The sequence below is a fragment of the Streptomyces sp. NPDC048361 genome (assembly GCF_040651795.1).
Classification (GTDB): Bacteria; Actinomycetota; Actinomycetes; order Streptomycetales; family Streptomycetaceae; genus Streptomyces.
In genome coordinates, this window is sequence record NZ_JBEZKW010000002.1 from 97,583 (window position 1) to 119,246 (window position 21,664).

The window sequence follows — 21,664 nt, forward strand, 5'->3', positions numbered from 1 at the left end:
GGGCCTCACCCGAGAGGCTCGGTCGCAGGAGGTTCACGATGCGCATCCGTCCCATGACACTCTGTGCGGCCGTGGCGGCCGCCGCCCTGACCGTGCTGCCCGCGTCCCCCGCGGTGGCCGAGTCCGAGCCGCACGGATCGGTGCGGGTGACCCCTGGCACCACGGCCCCCGGCGGGGAGGTGGATCTGAGGGTCAGCGTGTGCAGCGGCCGCGAGGCGGTCGGCTCATCGGACGCCTTCGTCTCGGAGGCCCGCTTCACACCCGCCGCCGACGGCGGCCTCTACGCCCAGGCCCGTATCCGCTCGGACGCCCAGGACCGTGACTACGACATCTGGGTCACCTGCAAGGACAGCCACGGCAAGGCGAGCGGCCGGCTCACCGTCGTGCACGGCGACCGCCGTGACCACGACCACGACAACGACCACGGCAGGCCCACCCCGTACCGGCCCGTGCACGCGGGCGGCGGCGGTGCGGCGACGCTCGCCGCCGACGAGGCCAAGGAAGAGGGCCCCGGCACCCGGCACGCGGTGATCGGCCTGGCGCTCGCAGCGGTCGCGGCGGTCGCCGTGGCGTCGCGCAGCGTACGCCGTCGGCGCGGCGGCGACTGACATGTCGTCGGCGCGCGGCAGCGGGCGGTTCGTCACCGGGCTCGCCTGGGCGGTGCTGCTGCTGGGCCTGTGGCTGTGGGGGCGGGACGTCTCCGGCGGCACCGGCAGTACGTCGGCGCCGACCACGGGCGACATCGCGGCCGTCGGCCGCCCGCTCGGTGTGCCGCTGCCGCCCGCGCACGACCCGCTCAAGGGCGCGGCGCCGCAGCGCGTGGAGATACCGTCCATAGGCATCGCGGCGCCCGTCGTGCCGCGCGGCCTCGACGCCGACGGCGCGGTCGATCCGCCGCCCTTCGCACAGCCCGGCACGGTCGGCTGGTTCGACAGCGGGGCCCGGCCCGGCCAGGCGGGAGCCGCCCTGCTCGTCGGACACGTGGACACCCAGAGCAAACCGGCCGTGTTCTACGGTCTGAGCGCGGTACGCCCCGGCGAACGGATCAAGGTGACCGGGGACGACGGCACGGTCGCCGAGTTCACCATCGACGATGTCCAGGTCTTCCCGCGCAAACACTTCGACGCGGCGAAGGTGTACGGGTCACGCCGGCGTGGCCGCGCCGAGCTGCGCCTGATCACCTGCGGCGGAACGTACGACCGCGCGACGAAGGCGTACACCGCGAACGTGGTCGTCTCGGCCTATCTCACCGACGCGAGGGACCCGGCCCCTTCAACGCCGCGAAAGCCCTGACCGCCACCCCGGGTCGGCCCGGTCACGGTTCGGTCCACGGTCCCGAACCCCGCGCCACGCACCCGCGGGTTCACGGTCCCGAGCTCCACACCGCGCGCCCGCCCCGCACCTGGCCCGGCCGATGGCCCGCTTTCCCCGGAACCGCCGGCCGGGCCGGTCCTCGACCGCCGGTGCGCGGGCCGCGGGAGAAGTCCGGCACCGCCGCGGGAGGTTCAGTGCGGCCGGATGGCCGGGGGGCGGCCGATGCGGAGACCGGCCACACCACTCTAGAACCGCCGCGCGCCACGGGCCTAGGCCCGGATGACGCCAAGTCGACCGGTGGACGCACCGGTCCTGGAAGGCCACACCGGAACCCCCGCGGCGGCCGGGACGACACGGACGTGCGGGTACGAAACGGGGCCAAGGGGCAGCGTATGTACGGGAGTTGGGCAAGTGCAGGAGTACGGGTCCGGGTGCCGGCCCTCGCGATGGCGCTGCTCGCCGCGGGGTGCGGCAGCGGCGGCGGAGGCCGTGACGCCCAGGCGGGTGAGAGCGCGGCGCCGTCCGGGCTCGCCCAGCCGGCGTCGTCCACCAGTCCGTTCTGGGTGGACCCCGACACCAACGCCGCGCGTCAGCTCGCCGCGTACACGCGGGCCGGGGACGGTGAGAAGGCCGCCCTCATCAGGAAGATCGCCGAGCAGCCGGCGGGTGAGTGGATCGCCGGGGAGGATCCCGAAGGCAGGGTCCGCGGTTACACCGAGTCCGCGACGAAGGCGGGCCGGACGGCGCTGCTCGTCCTGTACAACATCCCGCACCGCGACTGCGGCCAGTTCTCCCGGGGCGGCGCCCCCGACGGCGACGCCTACCGCGGCTGGGTCGACCAGGTGGCCCGGGGGATCGGCGAGCGCCCCGCCGCGATCGTCCTGGAACCGGACGCGCTGCTCCACGTCGTCGACGGCTGCACTCCGGCCGAGTTCCGCGAGGCGCGGTACGCGCTGTTGAAGGGCGCCGTCGAGCGGCTCAAGCGACAGCCCGCGACGAAGGTGTACGTGGACGCGGGGAACGCGGGATGGCGTTCGCCCGACGCCCTGGACGAACCGCTGCGGCGGGCGGGCATCGCGGGCGCCGACGGGTTCGCGGTCAACGTGTCCAACTTCCAGACGACGCGAACGAGCCGGGAGTTCGGCGAGCACCTCTCCGCGAAGGTCGGCGGCAAGCACTTCGTGATCGACACGAGCCGCAACGGCAACGGCCCGTACACCGAGGGCGACCCGGCGGAGAGGTGGTGCAATCCGCCCGGCCGCGCGCTCGGCGAACGCCCGACGACGGACACGGGGGGCGGCCCGGTCGATGCCTATGTGTGGGCGAAACGCCCGGGGGAGTCGGACGGCCCCTGCAAGGGCGGCCCCCCGGCGGGCAAGTGGTGGCCGGAATACGCCCTGGCTCTCGCGGGCAACTCCCGCTGACACGCCCCGGCTCGCGCGGACGGCACCCGCTGACACGCCCTCGCTCGCGCTGGGCGGCACCGCTGACACGCCCTCGCTCGCGCTGGGCGGCACCGTCGACACGTCCTGGCTCTCGCGGGCGAGAACCGCTGACATGCCCGCGCCCGCGACCTGGCTGCGGGAACCACCGAGGCCCCCTCGCGCTGGGCGAGGGGGCCTCGGTGGTGCGTGCGCCGCCAGGGACTCGAACCCCGGACCCGCTGATTAAGAGTCAGCTGCTCTAACCAACTGAGCTAGCGGCGCCTGCTGACTCGGAAAACTTTACCGGACTCCTGAGGGTGGTTTTGACCAGCGCCACGCTGTCAGATGTTCGTTTTATCGGTATCAATCGGTCAAAATGTGACGAGTTTGGGCAGTACACACGCTGTCCTGCGCGTGAAGGCGCGGTAACGATCGCCGAAGTCTCCGATGGCGGAACGAACGAGGGGCAGCGGATGGAAGCGAGTACACCCGGACCGGTGTTCGAGGACTATGAGCCCACGGCCGGGTGCGGCTGCGCCGGGTGCGCCGACGGGCGGCGGCTGCGGCTGCTCCCGGTGCGCGACGGCGGCCTTCCCGCGGCGCATGGCGGCGCCCGCCGCGCGCTGGTCGCGGCGACGGCGGCCTCGATGGTGCTCGGCGCGGGCACGGTGGCAGCGGCCGCCCCGATCCCGGCGCCCGACGGCCCCGGCGCGAACAGGGCCGCCGACCCGGGGCCGCCCACCGAGCAGGGCGGCACGAGTGGACTGCACGGCGCGCCCAGCCATGCCTCGCCGGACCCCGAGAAGCCGCGGCCCACCACCCGTACCGAGATCATCAACCGGGCCAAGGCCTGGGTGGCCGCGGCCGTGCCGTACGACATGGAGGCGTACTGGAAGGACGGGTACCGGCAGGACTGCTCCGGCTATGTCTCGATGGCGTGGGACCTCGGCACCAACGAATGGACGGGCAGCCTCGCGAAGTTCGGGGTGCGGGTGACCAAGGACGAGCTCCAGCCCGGGGACATACTGCTCTTTCACAACCCGGCCGACCCCAACAAGGGGTCGCACGTGGTGATCTTCGGCGGCTGGACCGACAGCACGCACACCTACTACACCGCCTACGAGCAGACCCCGCCCGGCACCCGCACGCAGGCCACTCCGTACGCGTACTGGAAGAACTCGGCCAGTTACCTGCCCTACCGGTACAAGGGGCTCACCGCGGGCAGCGCGGGCACGGTGCCCGTCGTAGCCGACCGGGACAACGACGCCGGCGCCGGGAGTACGGCGTTCCCCGGTGCGGACAAGTTCGGGCCCGGCGCCGACAACAGCTACGTCACCCGGCTCGGCCAGATGCTGGTGCGGCGCGGCGGCGGCCGCTTCTACACGCAGGGCCCGGGGCCCCGCTGGGGGACGGCGGACCTGAACGCGACCCGCGCCTTCCAGCAGGCCCAGGGCTGGACCGGCGCCGACGCCGACGGGATCCCCGGAGCGCGCACCTGGGCGCTGCTCGTGCAGGGCGCCGGCAAGAACATTCCGCCCGTCGCCGCGGGTGCGGTGCCCGTCGCCGCGGCTGCGGTGCCCGCGGTCGCGTCCACGGGCGGCGCGGAGACGGCCCGGCCCGCCTATCCGGGCCTGGGTGTCTTCCGTACGGGACAGAGCAGTCCGTACGTCACCCGGCTCGGCCGGCAGCTCGTCCTGAAGGGCTTCGGCACGTACTACACCTCCGCTCCCGGGCCGAGCTGGGGCGAGGCGGACCGGCGCAACGTCGAGGCGTTCCAGCGCGCACAGGGCTGGCGCGGCGCCGAGGCCGACGGCTACCCGGGCCCCGAGACGTGGCGGCGGCTCTTCGCATGATGGAGGGACAGACGAACATGCAATCCCCGACCCAGCCCCAGCCCCAGACCCCGGCTCCGGCCCCCACCGCGGCCCCGGTTCTGGGCCCGACCCCGGTGTCAGCCTATGCCCCGGCCCCCACCGCGGCCCCGGTCATGGGCCCAACTCCGGCCCAGGTGGCGCCCCGAGCCCCGGCCTCCGACCCCGTCGTCGTCGGCTCCTCCGCCCCGGCGTCCGGCCCGACCTCCGGCCCCGTCGGCCCCGTCGGCCCCGTCGGCCCCTCCGCCCCTGACGCCGGGCGCAGAGTCGCGGTGATCCGTAACGAGAACACCGCCGAGATCCCGGTCCACCTCCTGTTCCGCGACGACACCGGGCCCAACCCGGTGCCGCGCGCGGCCGATGCGTCGGCGCCGCGTGCCGTGGGCCGGCCGCCCAAGCAGGCGGGCGCGCGGACCGTGGTCGCCGCACCGGCGAGGCCGGCGACACCGGTCGACCCGTGCATCTCGGAACGGCCCGGCCCGGTGGTGCCCGGCGGCGCGGCGGTGGCCGCCGGGCTCCTCGCGCTCGCCGGGTGCGGTGCGGTGACCTGGTGGGCCGGGGTCCTGCCGCGTGCCGTCACCTCACTGCTGCGGCTGCCGGCGTTCCCGTACCAAGGGGCCCGGCTCGAACACTGGGGGCTGCTCGCGCTCGGGGTGACCGTGGTGGTCCTCGCCTTCGGCGGGCTCGACCGCGGACAGGTCGGCTACGCCTGGGTGCTCTCGCTCTTCGGCGACTACCGGGGGAGCGTGCGGCGCACCGGCCTGGTGTGGATGAGCCCGCTGCTGCTGCGGCGCCGGGTCGATCTGCGGCTGCGGCACTGGCGCAGCGAGCCGATGGGCGCCGTCGACGCCCGCGGCACCGCGCTCCAGGTGGTGGTGCTCGTGGTGTGGCGGGTCAAGGACACCGTGCGGGCGACCCTCGCCGTCGCCGACCACGAGACGTATCTGCGCGAGCAGGTGGAGGCGGCGATGGCCCGGGTGCTCTCGCAGCTCCCGGCCGACGCCTTCCACGAGGACGCGCCCACGCTCAGGAACGCGGAGGCCGTCGGTGACGCGCTGACCCGGATGCTGAAGGCGGAGGTGGAGCCGGTCGGTATCGAGCTGTACTCGGCGCAGCCGACCCGGATCGAGTACGCGCCCGAGGTGGCGGCGGCGATGCGCCGCCAGCGGGTCGCGGCGATCGACGCCCAGCACCGCGACTCGGTGCTCACCTCGGTGGTGGACGCGGTGGACGACACGGTGCACCGGCTGACCTCGCGGGGCCTGGTGGAGCTCGACGCGTACGAGCGCAAGGCGCTGGTGAAGGACCTCACGGTGGCGTTCTACACGGGACGGGGGTCGGGGGACGGCGTCTGAGGACGACCGCGTACCTCACGGATTGGCCTGGACCAAAGCCTGGACAGGGTCAACTCCCTTCCATAGGCTGGTAGTTGGTCTAGACCGGAACATGACATACCGCACGCGTGCAGCACCACCCCAAGGAACTCCCCCACGTTCTCCAGGAGTGTCAGCATGCGAAAGAAGCAGCGGCTCGGTGCCGTCGTGGTGGGGCTCGCCGTCGCCGGCGCGTCCCTGCTCGCGACCGGCAGCGCGAGCAGCCACGGCTACACCGACCAGCCGATCAGCCGGCAGAAGCTCTGCGCCAACGGCACGGTCAAGAACTGCGGTGACATCCAGTGGGAGCCGCAGTCCGTCGAGGGCCCCAAGGGCTTTCCGGCGGCCGGGCCGGCCGACGGCACCATCTGTGCGGGCGGCAACAGCAGGTTCGCCGAACTGGATGACCCGCGCGGCGGCACCGGCTGGCCCACGACTCAGCTGATGGGTGGTCAGACGTACACCTTCCGCTGGCAGTTCACTGCCCGCCACGCGACGACGGACTTCCGTTACTACCTCACCAAACAGGGCTGGAACCCGGCGCAGAAGCTGACCCGGGCCGCGCTCGACACCCAGCCGTTCCTCACCGTGCCCTACGGCGGGAAGCAGCCCCCGGCGACCGTGTCCCACCAGGGGACCATCCCCACCGGCCGGACCGGGCGTCAGATGATCGTCGCCGTGTGGACGATCGCGGACACGGGCAATGCCTTCTACGCCTGCTCGGACGTTCAGTTCTGACGCTCCATCAACTACCGTGCGGCGCCATGACGAAGAGGGCGTGGAACGGGTCCACGGCGTCGGGCGGGGCAGCGTCGGGCGGGACCGTGCCGGGCGGGGCGTCACACGGGGGCGCGTCGGGCGGGGCCGTGTCGCACAAGGCCGCGTCGCTCGGGGGCGCGCCGGATCGGGCCGGGCCGACCGTCGCCGCGTACATACGGCGGCAGTGGGGCGACGGGCGGATCGCGCTGCGCTGCGGCGACCTGGAACTCACCCACCACCAGGTCGCCGCGGGCGCCGCCGCGCGGGCGGCGCTCCTCGCCGAGCTGCTGCCCCGAGGTGCCGAGCCACACCTCGGGGTGCTGCTCGACAACACCCCCGAATTCCCGCTCTGGCTGAGCGCGGCGGCCCTCGCCGGGGCCGCCGTGGCGGGTATCAACCCGACCCGGCGCGGCCCCGAGCTGGCCCGCGACATCCTGCACACCGCATGCGGAGTCCTGGTCACCGCCCGGTCCCACCTCCCCCTGCTCGACGGCCTCGAACTGCCGGGCGTACGCGTCCTGGTGACCGACACGGAGGCGTACGAGCAGCTGCTCGCCCCGTACGAGGGCGCGACGCCGGGCGACTCGACGGTCGGCCCGGTCGGACCGCGCAGCCGGCTCCTCCTCTACTTCACCTCCGGCTCGACCGGCGCCCCCAAGGCCGCGATCTGCACCCAGGGCCGGCTCGCCGCGGCGGGCGAGGCGCTCGCCTCCCACTTCGCGCTCGGCCGTGACGACGTCCACTACATCTGCATGCCGCTGTTCCACGGCAACGCGGTGATCGCCAACTGGGCCCCGGCCCTGACGACGGGCGCGACCGTGGCGCTCCGCGACCGCTTCTCGGCGTCGGGGTTCCTGGACGACGTACGGGCGTACGGTGCCACGTACTTCACCTACGTGGGCCGGGCGATCCAGTACGTGCTGGCCACGCCGGCGCGGCCGGACGACCGCGCGCACGCCCTGCGGACCGGGTTCGGCACGGAGGCGGGGGCGGCCGACGCGGACCGGTTCGCCGAGCGGTTCGGCGTGCGGCTCGTCGAGGGGTACGGGTCCTCCGAGGGCGGCGCGGCGATCCAGCGCACCCCGGGCACACCGCCCGGCGCGATCGGCAGGGCCGCGCCGGGCGGCGACCTCGCGGTGGTCGACCCGGAGACGGGCCGCTACTGCGCGACGGCACGCTTCGACGAGGCGGGGCGGCTCCTCAACGGGGCCGATGCGATAGGGGAGTTGGTGAACCGGGCGCCCAACCCCTTCGAGGGGTACTGGCGCAATCCGGAGGCGGAGAGCGAGCGGCGCCGGGGCGGCTGGTACTGGACGGGTGACCTGTTCTTCCGCGACGCGGACGGTTTCCTCTACTTCGCGGCGCGCGCCGACGACCGGCTGCGCGTGGACAGCGAGAACCTGGCCGCCGCGATGATCGAGAACATCCTCGCGCGGTGGGAGCCGGTGCCGGGGGAGCCGGTGCGGGGGGTGGCGGTGTACGCGGTGCCCGACCCCGTCACGGGCGACCAGGTGATGGCGGCACTCGCCCTGCCGGACCCGACCTCCTTCGACCCCCTCGCCTTCGCCGAATTCCTCGCCTCCCAACCCGACTTGGGTACGAAGATGGCGCCGCGGTTCGTGCGGGTGATGGCGGGGTTGCCGGTGACGGCGACGAACAAGGTGTGGCGGGCGGGGCTGCGGCGGGAGGGGTTCTGGTCGGGCGGCGAGGTGTGGTGGCGGCCGCCGGGGTCCTCTGCGTACCGGCGCTTGGCGCGGGGGGAAGGGGGGCGGGGTGGGGCTGCCTGTGCGGCCACATGAACGTGCGGCTTGCGGGGCTGCCCGTGCGGCTACTTGAGAGTGGCAGCTCCCTGGGGCTCCGCCCCAGACCCCGAGGGCGCTTGCCCACCCTCCTCCCGTGGCCTCAAAAGCCAGGGGGGACCCCCATGACGGGCTGAACGTGCCCATGCTGCCCGGCATCGAGTAGTTACGGGGCGCGGGGAACTGCGCGGGACGTGGGCACGGCCCGCAGACGAAGGCGGAGCACTCAAGGGGCGCGGGGAACTGCGCAACCAGCTACCCCACCGCCCACGCCCCAAAGGCCCCGCAGGGTTTCGGGAAGGGGCGGGGTGGGGGACGACAACACCACAGCCCCCCGTCCCGCAGGAGGGTGAACGATCGGCCAGCGTCCCCCCTCCCCCCGCCCGGCAATGGGTGGATGGCCCCGTGAACCCCCGCCTCCTCCTCGCCGCCCTCGCCACCACCGCCACCCTGCTCACCCTCCCCACCACCCCCGCCGCAGCCGCACCCAGCGCCACCGCTACCACCCCCGCCGCAGCCGCCCCCAGAGTCACCGCTACCACCCCCGCCGCACCGAAAGTCCCGCTGACTCTCCCCGCCCCCGCCGGACGGCACCCCCGCTTTCACGAGTACGTCGCCCTGGGCGACTCCTGGTCCGCAGACGTCACCGTGCTCGGCATCGACTCCACCTACGCCCCCACCGGCTGCGCCCAGAGCACCTGGAACTACCCCAAGCAGGTCGCAGCCCAGCTGCACATCGACGTGTTCCGGGATGCGACATGCGGGGGCGCGACCACCGCCGAGATGACCGCGCCACAGAACGTCGGACGCGTACCCCTGCTCGCGCAAGGCGTGAACCCGGCCCAGTTCGACCGGCTGACCCCCACCACCGATCTGGTCACCGTCGGCATCGGCGGCAACGACATCGGCCTCGCCTCCGCCATCGTGGGCTGCCTCAACCCGCTGCCCGCCCCCCTCGGCAGCCCGTGCCGCAACCGGTTCACCCGCGCCGACGGCACGGACGTGATGTCCCAGCGGATCGCCGAGACCAAGTCCCGGATCGCCGACGTCCTGACCGGCATCAAGCACCGCTCGCCGCACGCCACGGTGCTGGTCGTCGACTATCTCGCCGGAGTCGCCGCCGATCGCGGCTGCTATCCCCTGGTGCCGATCCAGGACCCGGACATGACCTGGTTCGGCGCGCGGCTCAGGGAGTTGAACGGCATGCTCGCCGACGCCGCCGTCGAGAACGGGGCGTCCTTCGTCGACACGTACGACGGAAGCCGCGGCCACGACGTCTGCGCGCCCGCCGGCACCCGCTGGGTGGAGGGCCTGGCGCCCCTGTCCACCGACCCGCCGGGCCTCGCCGTCCCGTTCCACCCCAACCGCCTGGGCGCCGACCATCAGGCTGCGACTGTGCTGTCGGTCTTGGTGAGTTGAGTCGTACGGGCGCCCGATGCGACGTCGAGGCGCCCGCACGTCATGCGTAACGCTCCCAGGCATGACCGCCGCGGTGGCCGACCGGGAGCCAGCACGCCAGGTCCTCCGTTGGTCTGGTGGACGGGCAGATCGAGGCACTGCACCTCCATGCCGATGCCCTCGCCCCACGCCAACCACAGCGCGTGGTCCGGATCCTGCGTCATGGAGAGGAGCTGTGCCACGTGGGCGCCATGAGCATGGGAGTCCGGCTCACACGTGGGGTATTCCGGCAGGTCATCGACCTCGGCTCCAGGGAATGACCGGGCCAGGCTCTGCTGTGCCTCAGGCAGCCGCACGTATTGCGGCCATTCCACGGGTCATCCCCTTTCCCGGGGCTCGGTCTCGCTCTCGGGCTGCATGTGTGGGTGACCCGCGATCGAAGCGTTGGCCGCCTCGGCCGCTCCCGTATCGCCGGCCCTGCGGGCCGACTCTCGCTTCGCGCCCCAGTCACGGCATGCGCGGCATCCGGCATGGGCAGTCGGCTCCACCGCGCGCAGCCGATCGAGCAGACCCGGGAGAGGCGGTGGCGGGAGAGCCCACATCAGCCAGTCACCACCGGGGTGCCGTAGACCCGCGCCATCCGCAACTCCGCCGCGGTCGGCGGCCGGAGCCGGCTGGACGTCACCGCCCACTCCCGACCGCCGCCCGGTGGCCGCAGGAACACCGACCCGTGGTGTGCCTCCATGATCTCTCCGAGCTTGTTCGTGTCCATGTCGACCGCGTATTGCGTGGGGCTCACGACGTTCGGTCCTTCCACGATGTGGGGTGGCGTGAGCCACACCACATAGACTGGACCGGTGGACCGGTCCAGTCTAGCGGCACGGAGCGACTTCCAACCCAGAGCCGTTTGATGACGGGCCGTCAGTGCTCCTGGCCCATGGCGTAGCTCTCCGTCTCTTCCCACAGGTCGCCAGGCGTGACGCCGTACTCGACCACCATCGTCCGGCCATCCGCGTCCGATGCGGTGTGCAGCACCGTCTGTACGGCGAACGGACGTTCCCGCTCCAACAGGGTGGCTTCTTCGGCGGTGCCGAGCCGGGCCGTCTTGGTGTCGGTGCCGCGCGCGGGGCCGCGCCCCGTCATGCGCAGGACGTAGCGGGTGGTGCCCTCGGCGATCTGCCGCGTGCCCTCAAGGCGGGGACACTGGTCGGCGATGTCCAGCGGGAACCACGCCTGCACCACCGTAAGGGGCAAGCCATCGGCCAGTTGCATGAGCCGGTCACGGCGCAGCGCCGTCTGCCCGTCCGCGAGACCGAGCGCGGCGGCGACGCGCTCGGGCGGGACCTCGCGCACGGGGGTGCCAAGGATCCGGAAGGCGCGGCCGGTTTCCGCCCGGCTGGAGCCGGACCTGCGGCCGCCGGCCGAACGGGCGAGCGGTGCGGGGACGACATGGAACCCCTGCCCCTGCCGCGCCACCACCAAGCCGTCCTGCACCAGGACGTCGTAGGCCTTGATCACGGTCGCGCGCGAGACGTCCCACTGCGCACACAGGTCGCGCTGCGAGGGCAGCAGATCCGCCGGGGTGAACTCCCCGCCCGCGATGCGTTGCCGCAGAGAGTCGGCGATCAGCTCGTACTTGAGAACGCCCATGTGCGCGAGCCCCTTGCTTCTCTGGACAGGTGGACCGGTCAAGGTAGACCATCCCCGCTATGACACCAGACCCACAAGTCGCACCGGAAGTCCTGGCTTTCTACTCCGAGACGATCGACGAATCCGAGCGGCTGACCACCAGTGCCGACGGTGCGCTGGAGCTGGCCCGTACGCAGGAGATCCTGCGCCCTGTCCTGCCGCCCGCGCCGGCCCGGATCCTGGACGTCGGAGGCGGCCCCGGTGTCCACGCCCGGTGGCTCGTCGAGGACGGCTACACCGTGCATGTCGTCGACCCCGTTCCCCGCCACATCGAGCAAGCGACGGCGACGGGCGCCACGGCCGAGCTGGGTGACGCGCGCAAGCTCTCCGCTGACGACCGCTCCTATGACGCCGTGCTCGTTCTCGGCCCGCTCTACCACCTCCTGGAGCGCGCCGACCGCGACCAGGCGCTCGCCGAAGCCGTACGTGTCGTCAAGCCGGGCGGCCTGGTCGCCGCGGCCGCGATCGGCCGCTATGCGTCCCTGTTCGAGCACGTCGCCACCACCATGCTCGATCACGACCGCGTGCACGATGCCGTCGTAGACATCCTCGCCACCGGCATCCACGAGCCCGGCCGGAAGGGATTCACCGCCGCGTACTTCCACACCGCCGAGTCCCTCGCCGAGGAAATGACCGCTGCGGGTCTGGCCGATGTCACCGTACGCGGCATCGAGGGCCCCGCCTGGGCCGTCCTCAAGGGCGCCGAGCAGCACACGGGCGAGTCGGTGAGGGACACCCCCATGTTCCGGTCGGCCCTGCGCGCAGCCCGGCTCGCCGAGCCCTACCCCGAACTCCTGGCCGCCTCCTCCCACATGCTCGCTCTCGCGACCGCCCCGGGTATCTGACCTCGAGACGCCGGAGAGGCCGGCCATCATGACGATGGTCGGCCCCTCCGGCTGGACCTCGCTCGGTGTCGTACGTCTCGCTCACACAGCCGGCTCCGTGACCCGGCCCCGCGCCGCCTCCGGGACCTGCACTCCGGTTCCCTGGGCCGGTGTTCCCGCCGCCCCCACACCCCGCAGCATCCCCGCCGCCAGTACCGCGGCCGCGACCAGGACCAGCGTGCCGCCGAGGGTCGCGTACTGCATGCCGTGCACGAACGCCGCCCGGGCCAGTGCCGAGAGGCCCTGGTCGGCGCCTGCGACCGCCGCGCCCAGCGTCTGGCGGGCGGCGGCGGGCGCCGAGGCCGGCATGTCGGCGCGGTAGACCGCCGTACCGACCGAGCCGAGCACCGCCATGCCGAGCGCCCCGCCGAACTCCTGGCCCGTCTCCAGGAGTGACGCGGCCGAGCCCGCCTTCGCCACGGGGGCCGAGGTCAGCGCCATGTCGGAGACCAGCGCCATCACCGTCACGATGCCGCTGCCGATGACCGCCGCCCCGGCAAGGACCATCACCAGGGAGTCCGTACCGGACAGGGCGAGCAGGGCGTATCCGGCGGCGGCCACGACGAAGCCCGCGGCGACGACGTACGCCCGGTCCACCTTCCGTGCCACGGCGGAGGCGGTGGGGGCGGCGATACCGACGGCGAGTGAGGGGGCGACGCTCCACAGCGCGGCCCGCATCGTGCTCATGCCGAGCACCGACTGGAGGTACTGCGTGGTGAAGTACGCCGAGCCCATCATCGCGAACGCGGCGATGGTGTTGAGCGAGATCGCGGCGCCGAACCGGCGTCCCGGGCGGAACAGTTCACGGCTGATCAGTGCGGAGCCGCGGGTGCGCTGACGGCGGACGAACACCGTGCCGAGGACCAGACCCACCGCGACACAGACCACGTACGACCAGGCGAAGCCGTCGGCGGCGAACTCCTTGAGCCCGTACACCACCGGCAGCACCGCGCCCATCGACAGCGGCACGCTCACCACGTCGAACCTCCCCGGCGCCGGGTCCTTGAACTCCGGTACGAGGATCGGCGTCAGGACCAGGAGCAGCACCATCGCCGGCACGTTGACCAGGAAGACCGAGCCCCACCACAGGTGCTCCAGCATGACGCCGCTGAGCACCGAACCCAGGGCGATCCCGCCCGCCATGGCGCCGGACCAGATGCCGACCGCCTGAGCGCGCTGCTTGTCGTCGTGGAACATGGTGCGGACCAGGCCCATGGTCGAGGGCATGAGAGTGGCCCCGCCGATGCCGAGCAGCGCGCGGGAGGCGATGAGCATTTCGGCGCCGGTGGCGTACGCGGCCGTGACCGAGGCGACGCCGAAGGCCGCCGCGCCGAACAGGAGCAGCTTGCGCCGCCCGATCCGGTCGCCGAGCGAGCCCATCGTGATCAGCAGCCCGGCCAGCGCGAAGGCGTACACATCGGTGATCCACAGCTGCTGGGTGGCGGTGGGGTGGAGTTCGGCGCTGATGGAAGGGAGGGCGAAGTAGAGGACGGAGACGTCCATCGAGACGAGGAGGAGGGGCAGCAGGAGGACGGTGAAGGCGGTCCACTCCTTGCGGCCTGCGCGGCGGGAGGCGCCGGGCGGGGAGCTCTCGGCGGTGGTGCTCACGGTGGCGCCCGCGCTGGTGCTCGCGGTAGCGCCCGCGGTGGTGCTCGTCGAGTTCGGCATGGCAGTAATGTACGAGCGTCTTAAACGCTTGTCTAGTACCTCCGTTTAAGACGTTCGTATGGATCTGCGGGCATGGCTCGGCCCTCGGGATGCGAAGGGCCCCGCCCCCCGGACACGAAGAAGCCCCCCGCTTGCGCGAGGGGCTTCTTCCGTCTGTGCGCCGCCAGGGACTCGAACCCCGGACCCGCTGATTAAGAGTCAGCTGCTCTAACCAACTGAGCTAGCGGCGCGTGCTGACAGAGAAAATACTACCCGGTCGTCCGGGGTGCAGATGACCACCCGGGTGACCACCCGGGTGACCACCCGGGTGACCACCCGGGTGACCGCCCGGGTCACCATCCGGGCGGGGGCGCACCGGGCCCGTCAGATGGCGAGCGAGAGCACCACGGGGGCGGCCCTGCGGTTGAGGGTGTCGGCGGCGGCGCGCAACCGGTGGGCGTGCTCGATCGGCATCGACAGGGCCAGGCAGCCCACGGCCGAGCCCGCGGTGAGCGGAACCGCCGCGCAGACCGTGCCGACCGCGTACTCCTGGAGGTCGAGCACCGGCACGGTGGCCGGCTGGCTGTCGAGCTTGGAGAACAGGACCTTCTCGCTGGTGATCGTGCGCGAGGTGAGTCGGGCGATCTTGTGGCGCGAGAGGTGGTCGCGGCGGCCGTTCTGGTCGAGCTGGGTGAGCAGGCACTTGCCGACCGCGCTCGCGTGCGCCGCCGACTTGAAGTCGACCCACTCGTTGACCTTCGGCGCGCGCGGCCCGTCGGCGTACTGGGTGATCTTGACCTCGCCGTCGATGTACCGGCTGATGTAGACCGCCGCGCCCACCGTGTCGCGGAGCGACAGGAGGGTGTCCTGCAGCTTGGTCTCCAGGGCCTGCTGACGGGCGGCGCCCGAGCCGAGCAGGACCATCGAGTCGCCGATCACATAGGCGCCGTCGGCCACCTGCTCGACATAGCCCTCGCGCCGCAGCATGAGCAGCATGGAGGTCAGATGGGCGGAGGGCAGACCCGTCTCGCGCGCGACCTGGACATCGGTGACACCCCCGCCGTGCCTGGAGATCGCCTCCAGGACCCGCAGGACGTAGTGCACCGAGTGGAACGGCGCGGTCGGCTCCGGCTTCAGCGCCACGGTTTCCCCCTAGCAGGTCGAGCTGCGAAGGTGGCAGGTCTGCACCTCCACGATAGCCGCCAAGACCCCTTTGGGGTGGGGGTGTTGACAACTTCGGTGGCGCGCTCCAGGGCTCTGTCCTGGGGCGTGCCACCGTGGCATATGCCAGAGGCATGGTCGGTCGGTGCCGTGCTGGTCGGACCGTGAGGTCAGGGCCGTTTACGCCGTGTATTCACGCGATCGCACCGAGGAACTCCCGTGTCCGCTCGTGCTCCGGCGCACCGAAGATCTGCTCCGGCGGCCCCGACTCGATGACCTTGCCCGCGTCGAACATCATCACCTCGTCGGAGATGTCCCGCGCGAAGCTCATCTCGTGGGTGACACAGAGCATGGTGATGTCCGTGGTGCGGGCGATGTCGCGAAGGAGGTCGAGTACGCCGGCCACCAGCTCGGGGTCGAGCGCGGAGGTCACCTCGTCCAGGAGCAGCACCTCCGGACGCATCGCGAGAGCCCGGGCGATCGCGACCCGCTGCTGCTGGCCGCCGGAGAGCTGGGCGGGCTTCGCGTCGCGCTTCTCGTCGAGGCCCACCAGGTCGAGCAGCTCACGCGCCCGCTGCTCGGCCTCGTCCGCGGAGAGCCCGAGGACGCGCACCGGAGCCTCGGTGATGTTGCGCAGGACGCTCATGTTGGGGAACAGGTTGAACTGCTGGAAGACCATGCCGATCTTTTTGCGGGCCACCCGGCGCTCCTTCTCGTCCGCCGGGAACAGCCGGTTCCCGTTGACCTGGATGATCCCCGAATCCGGGGTCTCCAAAGTCATGAGCAGCCGCAGGATCGTCGTCTTGCCGGAGCCCGACGGGCCGATCAGGGTGACGTGCTTGCCCTTGCGGGCGGTGAAGCACAGGTCGTCGAGGACGGTGTTGTCACCGAAGCGCTTGGTGACGTTCTCGAAGCGGATCAGCTCGCTGCCGCTCTGCTTCTTCACGGGCATCTCGATCTGGGTGTCAGCGGACAAGGCGGCGCTCCAGGGCTCGTACGAACAGCGAAGCCGGATAGGCGATGAGGATGAAGGCGACGCCGACGACGGTCAGCGGCTCGGTGTACTGGAAGGTGCTCGCCCCCGCCAGACGGGACTGCTGGAGCATCTCCAGGACGCTGATGCCGGCGAGCAGCGGGGTGTCCTTCAGCATGGAGATGACGTAGTTGCCGAGCGCCGGCGTGATGCGGCGGACGGCCTGCGGCAGGATCACCGCGAACCACGTGCGGTGGGTGGGCAGGCTCAGCGCGGTCGCCGCCTCCCACTGGCCCGCGGGCACGGCGTCGATGCCGGCCCGGTAGACCTGCGCGGTGTACGTGGAGTAGTGCAGGCCGATGGCGAGGATGCCGGTGGTCAGGGCGGAGAACTGCACGCCCCACTCCGGGAGCACGAAGAACAGGAAGAACAGCTGCACCAACAGCGGGGTGGTGCGGATGAACTCCGTGATCAGGTGGACCGGCCAGCGCACGAAGCGCGTCGGGGCGCGGAAGGCGAGCGCCCACACCAGGCCGAGGGTGAAGGAGATGAGGGAGCCGAGCGCGAGGATCTCCAGCGTGGTGAGCACGCCGTCCCAGAAGCGCGGCATGAAGTCCCAGACGGCGGACCAGTCCCAGTTCACTTGACCGTCACCCCCAGGTTCGCCTTGGTGCGGCGTTCCAGCGCCTTCATCCCGCGGGTGAGACCGAAGGCGAGCACGAAGTAGATGACCAGCGTGACGGTGTAGATCTGCGCGCTGTCCTGCGTCGCGAGCCGCACCAGATACGCCGCGAACGACACATCGCCGACCCCGAGGAGGGAGACGAGCGCGGTGCCCTTGAGCAGCTCGACCAGCAGGTTGCAGAACGGCGGGATCATCTCCGGCACCGCCTGCGGCAGCAGCACGAGCCGCATCCGCTGCCAGGGCGTGAAGCTGAGCGCGATGCCCGCCTCACGCTGGGCGGGCGCCACCGCGTTCAGGGCGCCGCGCACGATCTCCGCGCCGTACGCCCCGTAGGAGAGACCGAGCGCGAGCACCGCCGCCCACATCGGGACGAGCTGCCAGCCGGCCAGCGGCGGCAGCACGAAGAACAGCCAGAACATCAGGACCAGGGCCGAGGTGCCCCGGAAGATCTCCGTGTACGCGGCCGCGAGGAAGCGCACCAGACGCGAGCGCTGGGTGCGCGCGATACCCACGCCGAAGGCGACCGCTGCCGCCAAAGCGGCGCTGTAGACGGTCAGTTGGACCGTGATCCATATGCCAGGCAGCACCCAGTGCTGCCACAGTCCCGCCGTCATCGGCACAGCTCCTTGGCGGTCAGGGTGGTCATCTCGGCCTGGGTGAACCCGAAGGGCTTCAGGATCCGGAAGAGCTCGCCGCTCTGCTTCATGCGGTGGATCTCGGCGTTGAAGGCGTCGCGCAGCGCGCCGTCGGTGGGACGGAAGGCGAAGCCGCCGCCGTCGATCTTCTTCTTGCCGTCGACGACCGCCGCGAAGGGCTGGGTGGCCTCCGCCTTCGCGCTCTTCTTCGCCACCTCGCGCACGGTGAGCGCGGTGCCCGCGAACACGTCCACGCGGCCGGACTCCACGGCGTTCAGGCCCGCCACCTGGTCCTGGAGGATCACGATGTTCTTCTCGGGATACCCGGCGGCGGTGGCGTACGCGATCTCCGCGTAGCCGGTTCCGGTCGCGAACCGGGCCTTGCTCCGGACGACGTCCTCGTAGGTGTGCAGGTTCTTCGGGTTGCCTTTGCGGACGATGAACGCGTCCAGCATCTGGTACTCGGGGTCCGCGAACAGGACCTGTGCACAGCGGTCCTTGTTGATGTACATACCGGCCGAAACGACGTCGAATTGCTGGGAGTTGAGGCCGGGGATCAGCGAGGAGAAGTCGGTTGCCACGGGTTGGACGCGGCCGATTCCGAGCCGTTTGAAAATCACCTTGGCGAGTTCGGGGGCCTCGCCGGTGAACTCGCCCTCCTCGTTCACATACCCGTACGGGACTTCACCGGCGATGCCGAGGCGGACCGTGCCCTGCGACTTGAGCCGCGCAAGGGCATTGCCATCAGGGACTCGGGAGCAGGCGGCGGCGCCGGTGAGGGCGACGGCGGCGGCACCGGTGAGCAGGGTTCGCCTGGGTATCGAGGGTCTGGGGCGTGAGGTAGCTCGGGCCATGGCGGCGCGGCTACCCCTCTTCATCCGGCCCATGCCTCTTATTTTTTCGGACACCGCCCGGGCCCGCCTGCGGGACTCACCCCATCGGGGTGCCCGGGAAGGCCGCGGCCGCCCGCAGGACCACCGCGTCACCGTGGCGCGCGGCGATCAGCTGGAGCCCGATCGGGAGGCCGTCCGCGTCGGAGCCGACGGGCACGGTCGCCGCCGGTTGCTGGGTCAGATTGAACGGATACGTGAACGGTGTCCATCCCGTCCAGCGGTGCGGAGCGGAGCCCTCCGGCACCTCCCGGCCCGCCTCGAACGCGGTCAGCGGCAGCGTCGGCGTCACCAGCAGGTCGTAGCGCCGGTGGAAGCGGGCCATCCGCCGCGCGATCTCAAGGCGGGCATCCTGCGCGGCGAGCAGGTCGACGGCGGAGAGCCGGGCGCCGCGCGCGGCGATCATACGCAGCCCCGGATCGACCAACTGGCGCTTCTCCAGAGGGAGTCGGTCGATCAGACGGGCCGCTCCCGCGTTCCACAGGGTGTGGAAGACGTCGACGGGGTCGGCGAAGTCGGGGTCGGCCTCCTCGACGTACGCGCCGAGCCCGGCGAGCCGGGTCACCGCGGCCCGTACCGCCGCGGCCACCGCGGGGACCACCGCGACCTGGCCGCCGAAGGAGGGGGAGTAGCCGATGCGCAGGCCCTTGACGCCGGCCGCCGCGTCCTCGGCGAGGGCGGCCGCGTAGGAGTGGGCGGGGGGTTCGAGGGCGGTGGGGTCCCTGTCGTCCGTACCGCTGATGACGTCGAGGAGCAGCGCCGCGTCCGCCGCGTCCCGGGCGATCGGGCCCACGTGCGACAGGGCGCCGAACGGGCTCGCGGGATGGAGGGGGACCCGGCCGTACGTCGGCTTGAGCCCGACGACCCCGCAGAACGACGCCGGAATGCGGATCGAGCCCCCGCCGTCCGTGCCGAGCGAGAGCGGCCCCGCCCCGGCCGCCACCGCCGCGGCGCTGCCTCCGCTCGATCCGCCCGCGGTGCGCGCGGGATCGTACGGATTGCGGGTGACGCCGGTGCGCGGGGAGTCCGTGACGCCCTTCCAGCCGAACTCGGGGGTCGTCGTCTTGCCGACCAGCACCGCCCCGTGCTCGCGCAGCCGCGCGACGGCCGGCGCGTCCTCGCCCCAACTCCCCTCCTCCGACGTGGTGTTGGATCCACGCAGGGTCGGGCCGCCGGCCTGGAGGAGCAGATCCTTGACCGAGACGGGCACTCCGTCGAGCAGCCCCCTGGGCTCCCCTGCGTGCCAGCGTTCCGTGGCGGCGCGGGCCTGGGCGAGGGCGGTCGCGCTGTCGACGCGAACGAAGGCGTTGAGGCGGGGCTGGGTGTCGTCGATCCGGGCCAGGACGGCACGGGTCGCGTCGGTGGGGGAGAAGGTCCCCGCCCGGTATCCGGCGAGGAGTTGACGTGCCGTCAGGTCCGTGAGTTCGCTCGGCTCAGTCATGGGGGGTGTCGTACCCATGTTTCCCCCGGCCCACGTGACGGGTCGGCCACGGTGCGTGGCTCCGCGGAGCGGGAATAAACGGAGAGTGCCTCCTGTTGCGAGCGGTGTACGCGAATGACGACGACCCGGAGGCGTGGAGCGGTGGACGTGGATGCGATGCGAGGGACGGCGCTCGGGACCGCGCCCGTGCCGCTGTCCGTACTCGACCTGGTGACGGTGGGTGCCGGCTACACCGCGCACCGGGCGCTGCGTACGAGTGTGGAGATCTCCCAGCTCGCCGAGGCGCGCGGCTTCCACCGGCACTGGGTGGCCGAGCACCACTCCATGCCCGGGGTCGCCTCGTCCGCGCCGGCCGTGATCCTCGCCCACCTCGCCGCCCACACCTCGCGCATCCGGCTCGGCTCGGGCGGCGTGATGCTGCCCAACCACGCGCCGCTGGTGATCGCCGAGCAGTTCGGCACGCTGGAGGCGATGGCTCCCGGGCGCATCGACCTCGGGCTCGGGCGGGCGCCCGGCACGGACGGAGCGACGGCCGCGGCGCTGCGCCGCACGGACCGGCTCAACGAAGGTGCCGAGGACTTCCCTCAGCAGCTGGCCGAGCTCACCCGCTTCCTCGACGACGACTTCCCCGACGGGCACCCCTACGCCCGCATCCACGCGGTGCCGGGTCCCGTGCAGGGGCCTGCGGCCCGGCCGCCGATCTGGCTGCTCGGCTCGTCCGGCTTCAGCGCGCGGCTGGCCGGCACGCTCGGGCTCCCCTTCGCGTTCGCGCACCACTTCTCGGCGGCGAACACGGTGCCCGCGCTCGACCTCTACCGGGATTCCTTCCGGCCGTCGGCGGCCCTGGACGCGCCCTACGCCCTGATCGGCGTCTCGGCGCTGGCCGCGGACGACGAGCGCGAGGCCCGTCGCCAGACGCTGACCAACGCGCTGTCCATGGTCCGGCTGCGTACCGGGCGGCCCGGGCTCGTCCCGACGCCGGAGGAGGCCGAGGCCCACCAATTCAGCGCCATGGAGCGGGAGTTCGTGGACAGCTGGCTCGCGAACGTCATCTCCGGTACGGCGCAGGAGGTCCGGGCGGGGCTCGACGACCTCCAGAAGCGGACGGGCGCGGATGAGCTGATGATCACGGCGAATGCGCATGGGCCGTCGGTGCGGGTCCGCTCGTACGAGCTGATCGCCGACGCGTACGACCTCCCCACCGGGGCGTAGCCCCGGGCCCCTTGGCAGGGCATCCGGGCGGATGAGGCTCACCGCAGTCCGCTGGGGTCGCGGCCAATCGTGCGGTTGCGGCTGACCGCACGCCGCTGGGGGCGCGGCCAACCATGCGGTTGCGGCTTACCCCGGTCCGCTGGGGGCGCGGGGAACTGCGCGAGCAAGCGGGCACGGTCCGCAGCCGACCGGCAGTTCCCCGCGCCCCTGACGGCACTGGGGTGTCCCCGGCTTCCCCCTTGGCGGGGTGGGGGTCCCGGCCGGGAAAGGGGGCCGGGGCGGGTGGCCGGGGTCGGGGAAGTTCGGGGTTTGTGGGGGACTGGTTCACCTCGGGGGGCCGGGGTGCGGTGGGCGCACGCGGCCCGCCATGGCTGGTTCCGCCGGGAGCAAAGCGGCGCAACTCACCCCCCGACAAGCGGATTCGCCGCCAAATTGGTCTAGTCCTCAATTTGGTTCAGACCATTGACGTGGCCGGTATCCGATCGCTATCACTTCCTCAACCGCCCTTC

Annotated in this window: 18 protein-coding genes, 2 tRNA genes and 1 pseudogene; 10 read left to right on the plus strand and 11 right to left on the minus strand. The window is 72.2% G+C overall.

Features of this window, described 5'->3' with window-relative positions:
• The first annotated feature begins 38 nt into the window (after positions 1-38).
• From AB0D31_RS01660 to AB0D31_RS01670, 3 genes are all read left to right on the plus strand, one after another.
• Entirely contained in the window at positions 39-608 is a 570-nt protein-coding gene (locus AB0D31_RS01660; RefSeq protein WP_362715479.1) for a hypothetical protein, read from the plus strand.
• Between the two features lies 1 nt (position 609).
• Positions 610-1,293, plus strand: a complete 684-nt coding sequence (locus AB0D31_RS01665) for a class F sortase (protein WP_362715482.1) — start codon at positions 610-612, stop codon at positions 1,291-1,293.
• Positions 1,294-1,706: 413 nt separating this feature from the next.
• Positions 1,707-2,738: a glycoside hydrolase family 6 protein gene (locus tag AB0D31_RS01670; protein ID WP_362715485.1), complete on the plus strand. Its 1,032-nt coding sequence runs from the start codon at positions 1,707-1,709 to the stop codon at positions 2,736-2,738.
• Between the two features lie 208 nt (positions 2,739-2,946).
• Here AB0D31_RS01670 and AB0D31_RS01675 read toward each other — a convergent pair.
• A tRNA-Lys gene (locus AB0D31_RS01675) sits at positions 2,947-3,020 on the minus strand.
• A 191-nt stretch (positions 3,021-3,211) separates the two neighbouring features.
• Here AB0D31_RS01675 and AB0D31_RS01680 point away from each other — a divergent pair.
• From AB0D31_RS01680 to AB0D31_RS01700, 5 genes and pseudogenes are all read left to right on the plus strand, one after another.
• Complete coding sequence (locus AB0D31_RS01680) at positions 3,212-4,591, plus strand: peptidoglycan-binding protein (protein ID WP_362715488.1); 1,380 nt, start codon at positions 3,212-3,214, stop codon at positions 4,589-4,591.
• Positions 4,592-4,863: 272 nt separating this feature from the next.
• A pseudogene (locus AB0D31_RS01685) lies at positions 4,864-5,964 on the plus strand (SPFH domain-containing protein); the annotation flags it as partial.
• A gap of 156 nt (positions 5,965-6,120) precedes the next feature.
• Complete coding sequence (locus AB0D31_RS01690; RefSeq protein WP_362715490.1) at positions 6,121-6,720, plus strand: lytic polysaccharide monooxygenase; 600 nt, start codon at positions 6,121-6,123, stop codon at positions 6,718-6,720.
• A 26-nt stretch (positions 6,721-6,746) separates the two neighbouring features.
• Entirely contained in the window at positions 6,747-8,540 is a 1,794-nt protein-coding gene (locus AB0D31_RS01695) for an AMP-binding protein (RefSeq protein WP_362715493.1), read from the plus strand.
• Between the two features lie 405 nt (positions 8,541-8,945).
• The gene (locus tag AB0D31_RS01700; protein WP_362715496.1) at positions 8,946-9,959 is read left to right on the plus strand and encodes an SGNH/GDSL hydrolase family protein; all 1,014 of its coding nucleotides are present in this window, start codon (positions 8,946-8,948) and stop codon (positions 9,957-9,959) included.
• A gap of 580 nt (positions 9,960-10,539) precedes the next feature.
• Here AB0D31_RS01700 and AB0D31_RS01705 read toward each other — a convergent pair.
• Positions 10,540-10,737, minus strand: a complete 198-nt coding sequence (locus tag AB0D31_RS01705) for a hypothetical protein (RefSeq protein ID WP_362715499.1) — start codon at positions 10,735-10,737, stop codon at positions 10,540-10,542.
• Positions 10,738-10,859: 122 nt separating this feature from the next.
• Positions 10,860-11,588, minus strand: coding sequence for a GntR family transcriptional regulator (locus AB0D31_RS01710; protein ID WP_362715502.1), 729 nt, complete (start codon positions 11,586-11,588; stop codon positions 10,860-10,862).
• A gap of 59 nt (positions 11,589-11,647) precedes the next feature.
• On the opposite strand from AB0D31_RS01710, the gene AB0D31_RS01715 reads away from it, so the two are divergent.
• Complete coding sequence (locus AB0D31_RS01715; RefSeq protein ID WP_362715505.1) at positions 11,648-12,472, plus strand: class I SAM-dependent methyltransferase; 825 nt, start codon at positions 11,648-11,650, stop codon at positions 12,470-12,472.
• An 81-nt stretch (positions 12,473-12,553) separates the two neighbouring features.
• Here the strand turns inward: AB0D31_RS01715 and AB0D31_RS01720 are convergent, their stop codons facing one another.
• The 8 genes from AB0D31_RS01720 to AB0D31_RS01755 all read right to left on the minus strand — a co-directional run bounded on the left by AB0D31_RS01720 (position 12,554) and on the right by AB0D31_RS01755 (position 19,943).
• Positions 12,554-14,179, minus strand: a complete 1,626-nt coding sequence (locus AB0D31_RS01720; protein ID WP_362715508.1) for an MFS transporter — start codon at positions 14,177-14,179, stop codon at positions 12,554-12,556.
• Positions 14,180-14,335: 156 nt separating this feature from the next.
• Positions 14,336-14,409 (minus strand) — tRNA-Lys (locus tag AB0D31_RS01725).
• A gap of 133 nt (positions 14,410-14,542) precedes the next feature.
• Positions 14,543-15,301, minus strand: a complete 759-nt coding sequence (locus AB0D31_RS01730) for an IclR family transcriptional regulator C-terminal domain-containing protein (RefSeq protein ID WP_362715511.1) — start codon at positions 15,299-15,301, stop codon at positions 14,543-14,545.
• 211 nt (positions 15,302-15,512) lie between these two features.
• Positions 15,513-16,271 carry an amino acid ABC transporter ATP-binding protein gene (locus AB0D31_RS01735; RefSeq protein ID WP_362715812.1) on the minus strand — a complete coding sequence of 253 codons (759 nt, stop codon included), beginning with the start codon at positions 16,269-16,271 and terminating at the stop codon, positions 15,513-15,515.
• 13 nt (positions 16,272-16,284) lie between these two features.
• Entirely contained in the window at positions 16,285-16,935 is a 651-nt protein-coding gene (gene ehuD, locus AB0D31_RS01740; RefSeq protein WP_362715514.1) for an ectoine/hydroxyectoine ABC transporter permease subunit EhuD, read from the minus strand.
• Entirely contained in the window at positions 16,932-17,591 is a 660-nt protein-coding gene (gene ehuC, locus AB0D31_RS01745; protein WP_362715517.1) for an ectoine/hydroxyectoine ABC transporter permease subunit EhuC, read from the minus strand. The genes ehuD and ehuC overlap by 4 nt, the downstream gene beginning before the upstream one ends.
• Positions 17,588-18,466 (minus strand): ectoine/hydroxyectoine ABC transporter substrate-binding protein EhuB, encoded by an 879-nt coding sequence (gene ehuB, locus AB0D31_RS01750; RefSeq protein WP_362715519.1) that lies wholly within the window; start codon positions 18,464-18,466, stop codon positions 17,588-17,590. Before ehuB ends, ehuC begins: the two co-directional genes overlap by 4 nt.
• 76 nt (positions 18,467-18,542) lie before the next feature.
• Positions 18,543-19,943: an amidase gene (locus AB0D31_RS01755; protein WP_362715522.1), complete on the minus strand. Its 1,401-nt coding sequence runs from the start codon at positions 19,941-19,943 to the stop codon at positions 18,543-18,545.
• Between the two features lie 156 nt (positions 19,944-20,099).
• On the opposite strand from AB0D31_RS01755, the gene AB0D31_RS01760 reads away from it, so the two are divergent.
• Positions 20,100-21,155: an LLM class flavin-dependent oxidoreductase gene (locus tag AB0D31_RS01760; protein ID WP_362715815.1), complete on the plus strand. Its 1,056-nt coding sequence runs from the start codon at positions 20,100-20,102 to the stop codon at positions 21,153-21,155.
• The last annotated feature ends 509 nt before the right edge of the window (positions 21,156-21,664 follow it).

Coding starts and splice junctions, on each gene's coding strand:
- ehuC (WP_362715517.1), bottom strand. CDS start 17,591: ATGACGGCGGGACTGTGGCAGCACTGGGTGCTGCCTGGCATATGGATC.
- AB0D31_RS01660 (WP_362715479.1), top strand. CDS start 39: ATGCGCATCCGTCCCATGACACTCTGTGCGGCCGTGGCGGCCGCCGCC.
- AB0D31_RS01680 (WP_362715488.1), top strand. CDS start 3,212: ATGGAAGCGAGTACACCCGGACCGGTGTTCGAGGACTATGAGCCCACG.
- AB0D31_RS01695 (WP_362715493.1), top strand. CDS start 6,747: ATGACGAAGAGGGCGTGGAACGGGTCCACGGCGTCGGGCGGGGCAGCG.
- AB0D31_RS01755 (WP_362715522.1), bottom strand. CDS start 19,943: ATGACTGAGCCGAGCGAACTCACGGACCTGACGGCACGTCAACTCCTC.
- AB0D31_RS01710 (WP_362715502.1), bottom strand. CDS start 11,588: ATGGGCGTTCTCAAGTACGAGCTGATCGCCGACTCTCTGCGGCAACGC.
- AB0D31_RS01735 (WP_362715812.1), bottom strand. CDS start 16,271: ATGCCCGTGAAGAAGCAGAGCGGCAGCGAGCTGATCCGCTTCGAGAAC.
- AB0D31_RS01690 (WP_362715490.1), top strand. CDS start 6,121: ATGCGAAAGAAGCAGCGGCTCGGTGCCGTCGTGGTGGGGCTCGCCGTC.
- AB0D31_RS01670 (WP_362715485.1), top strand. CDS start 1,707: ATGTACGGGAGTTGGGCAAGTGCAGGAGTACGGGTCCGGGTGCCGGCC.
- AB0D31_RS01665 (WP_362715482.1), top strand. CDS start 610: ATGTCGTCGGCGCGCGGCAGCGGGCGGTTCGTCACCGGGCTCGCCTGG.
- AB0D31_RS01760 (WP_362715815.1), top strand. CDS start 20,100: ATGCGAGGGACGGCGCTCGGGACCGCGCCCGTGCCGCTGTCCGTACTC.
- ehuB (WP_362715519.1), bottom strand. CDS start 18,466: ATGGCCCGAGCTACCTCACGCCCCAGACCCTCGATACCCAGGCGAACC.
- AB0D31_RS01715 (WP_362715505.1), top strand. CDS start 11,648: ATGACACCAGACCCACAAGTCGCACCGGAAGTCCTGGCTTTCTACTCC.
- AB0D31_RS01720 (WP_362715508.1), bottom strand. CDS start 14,179: ATGCCGAACTCGACGAGCACCACCGCGGGCGCTACCGCGAGCACCAGC.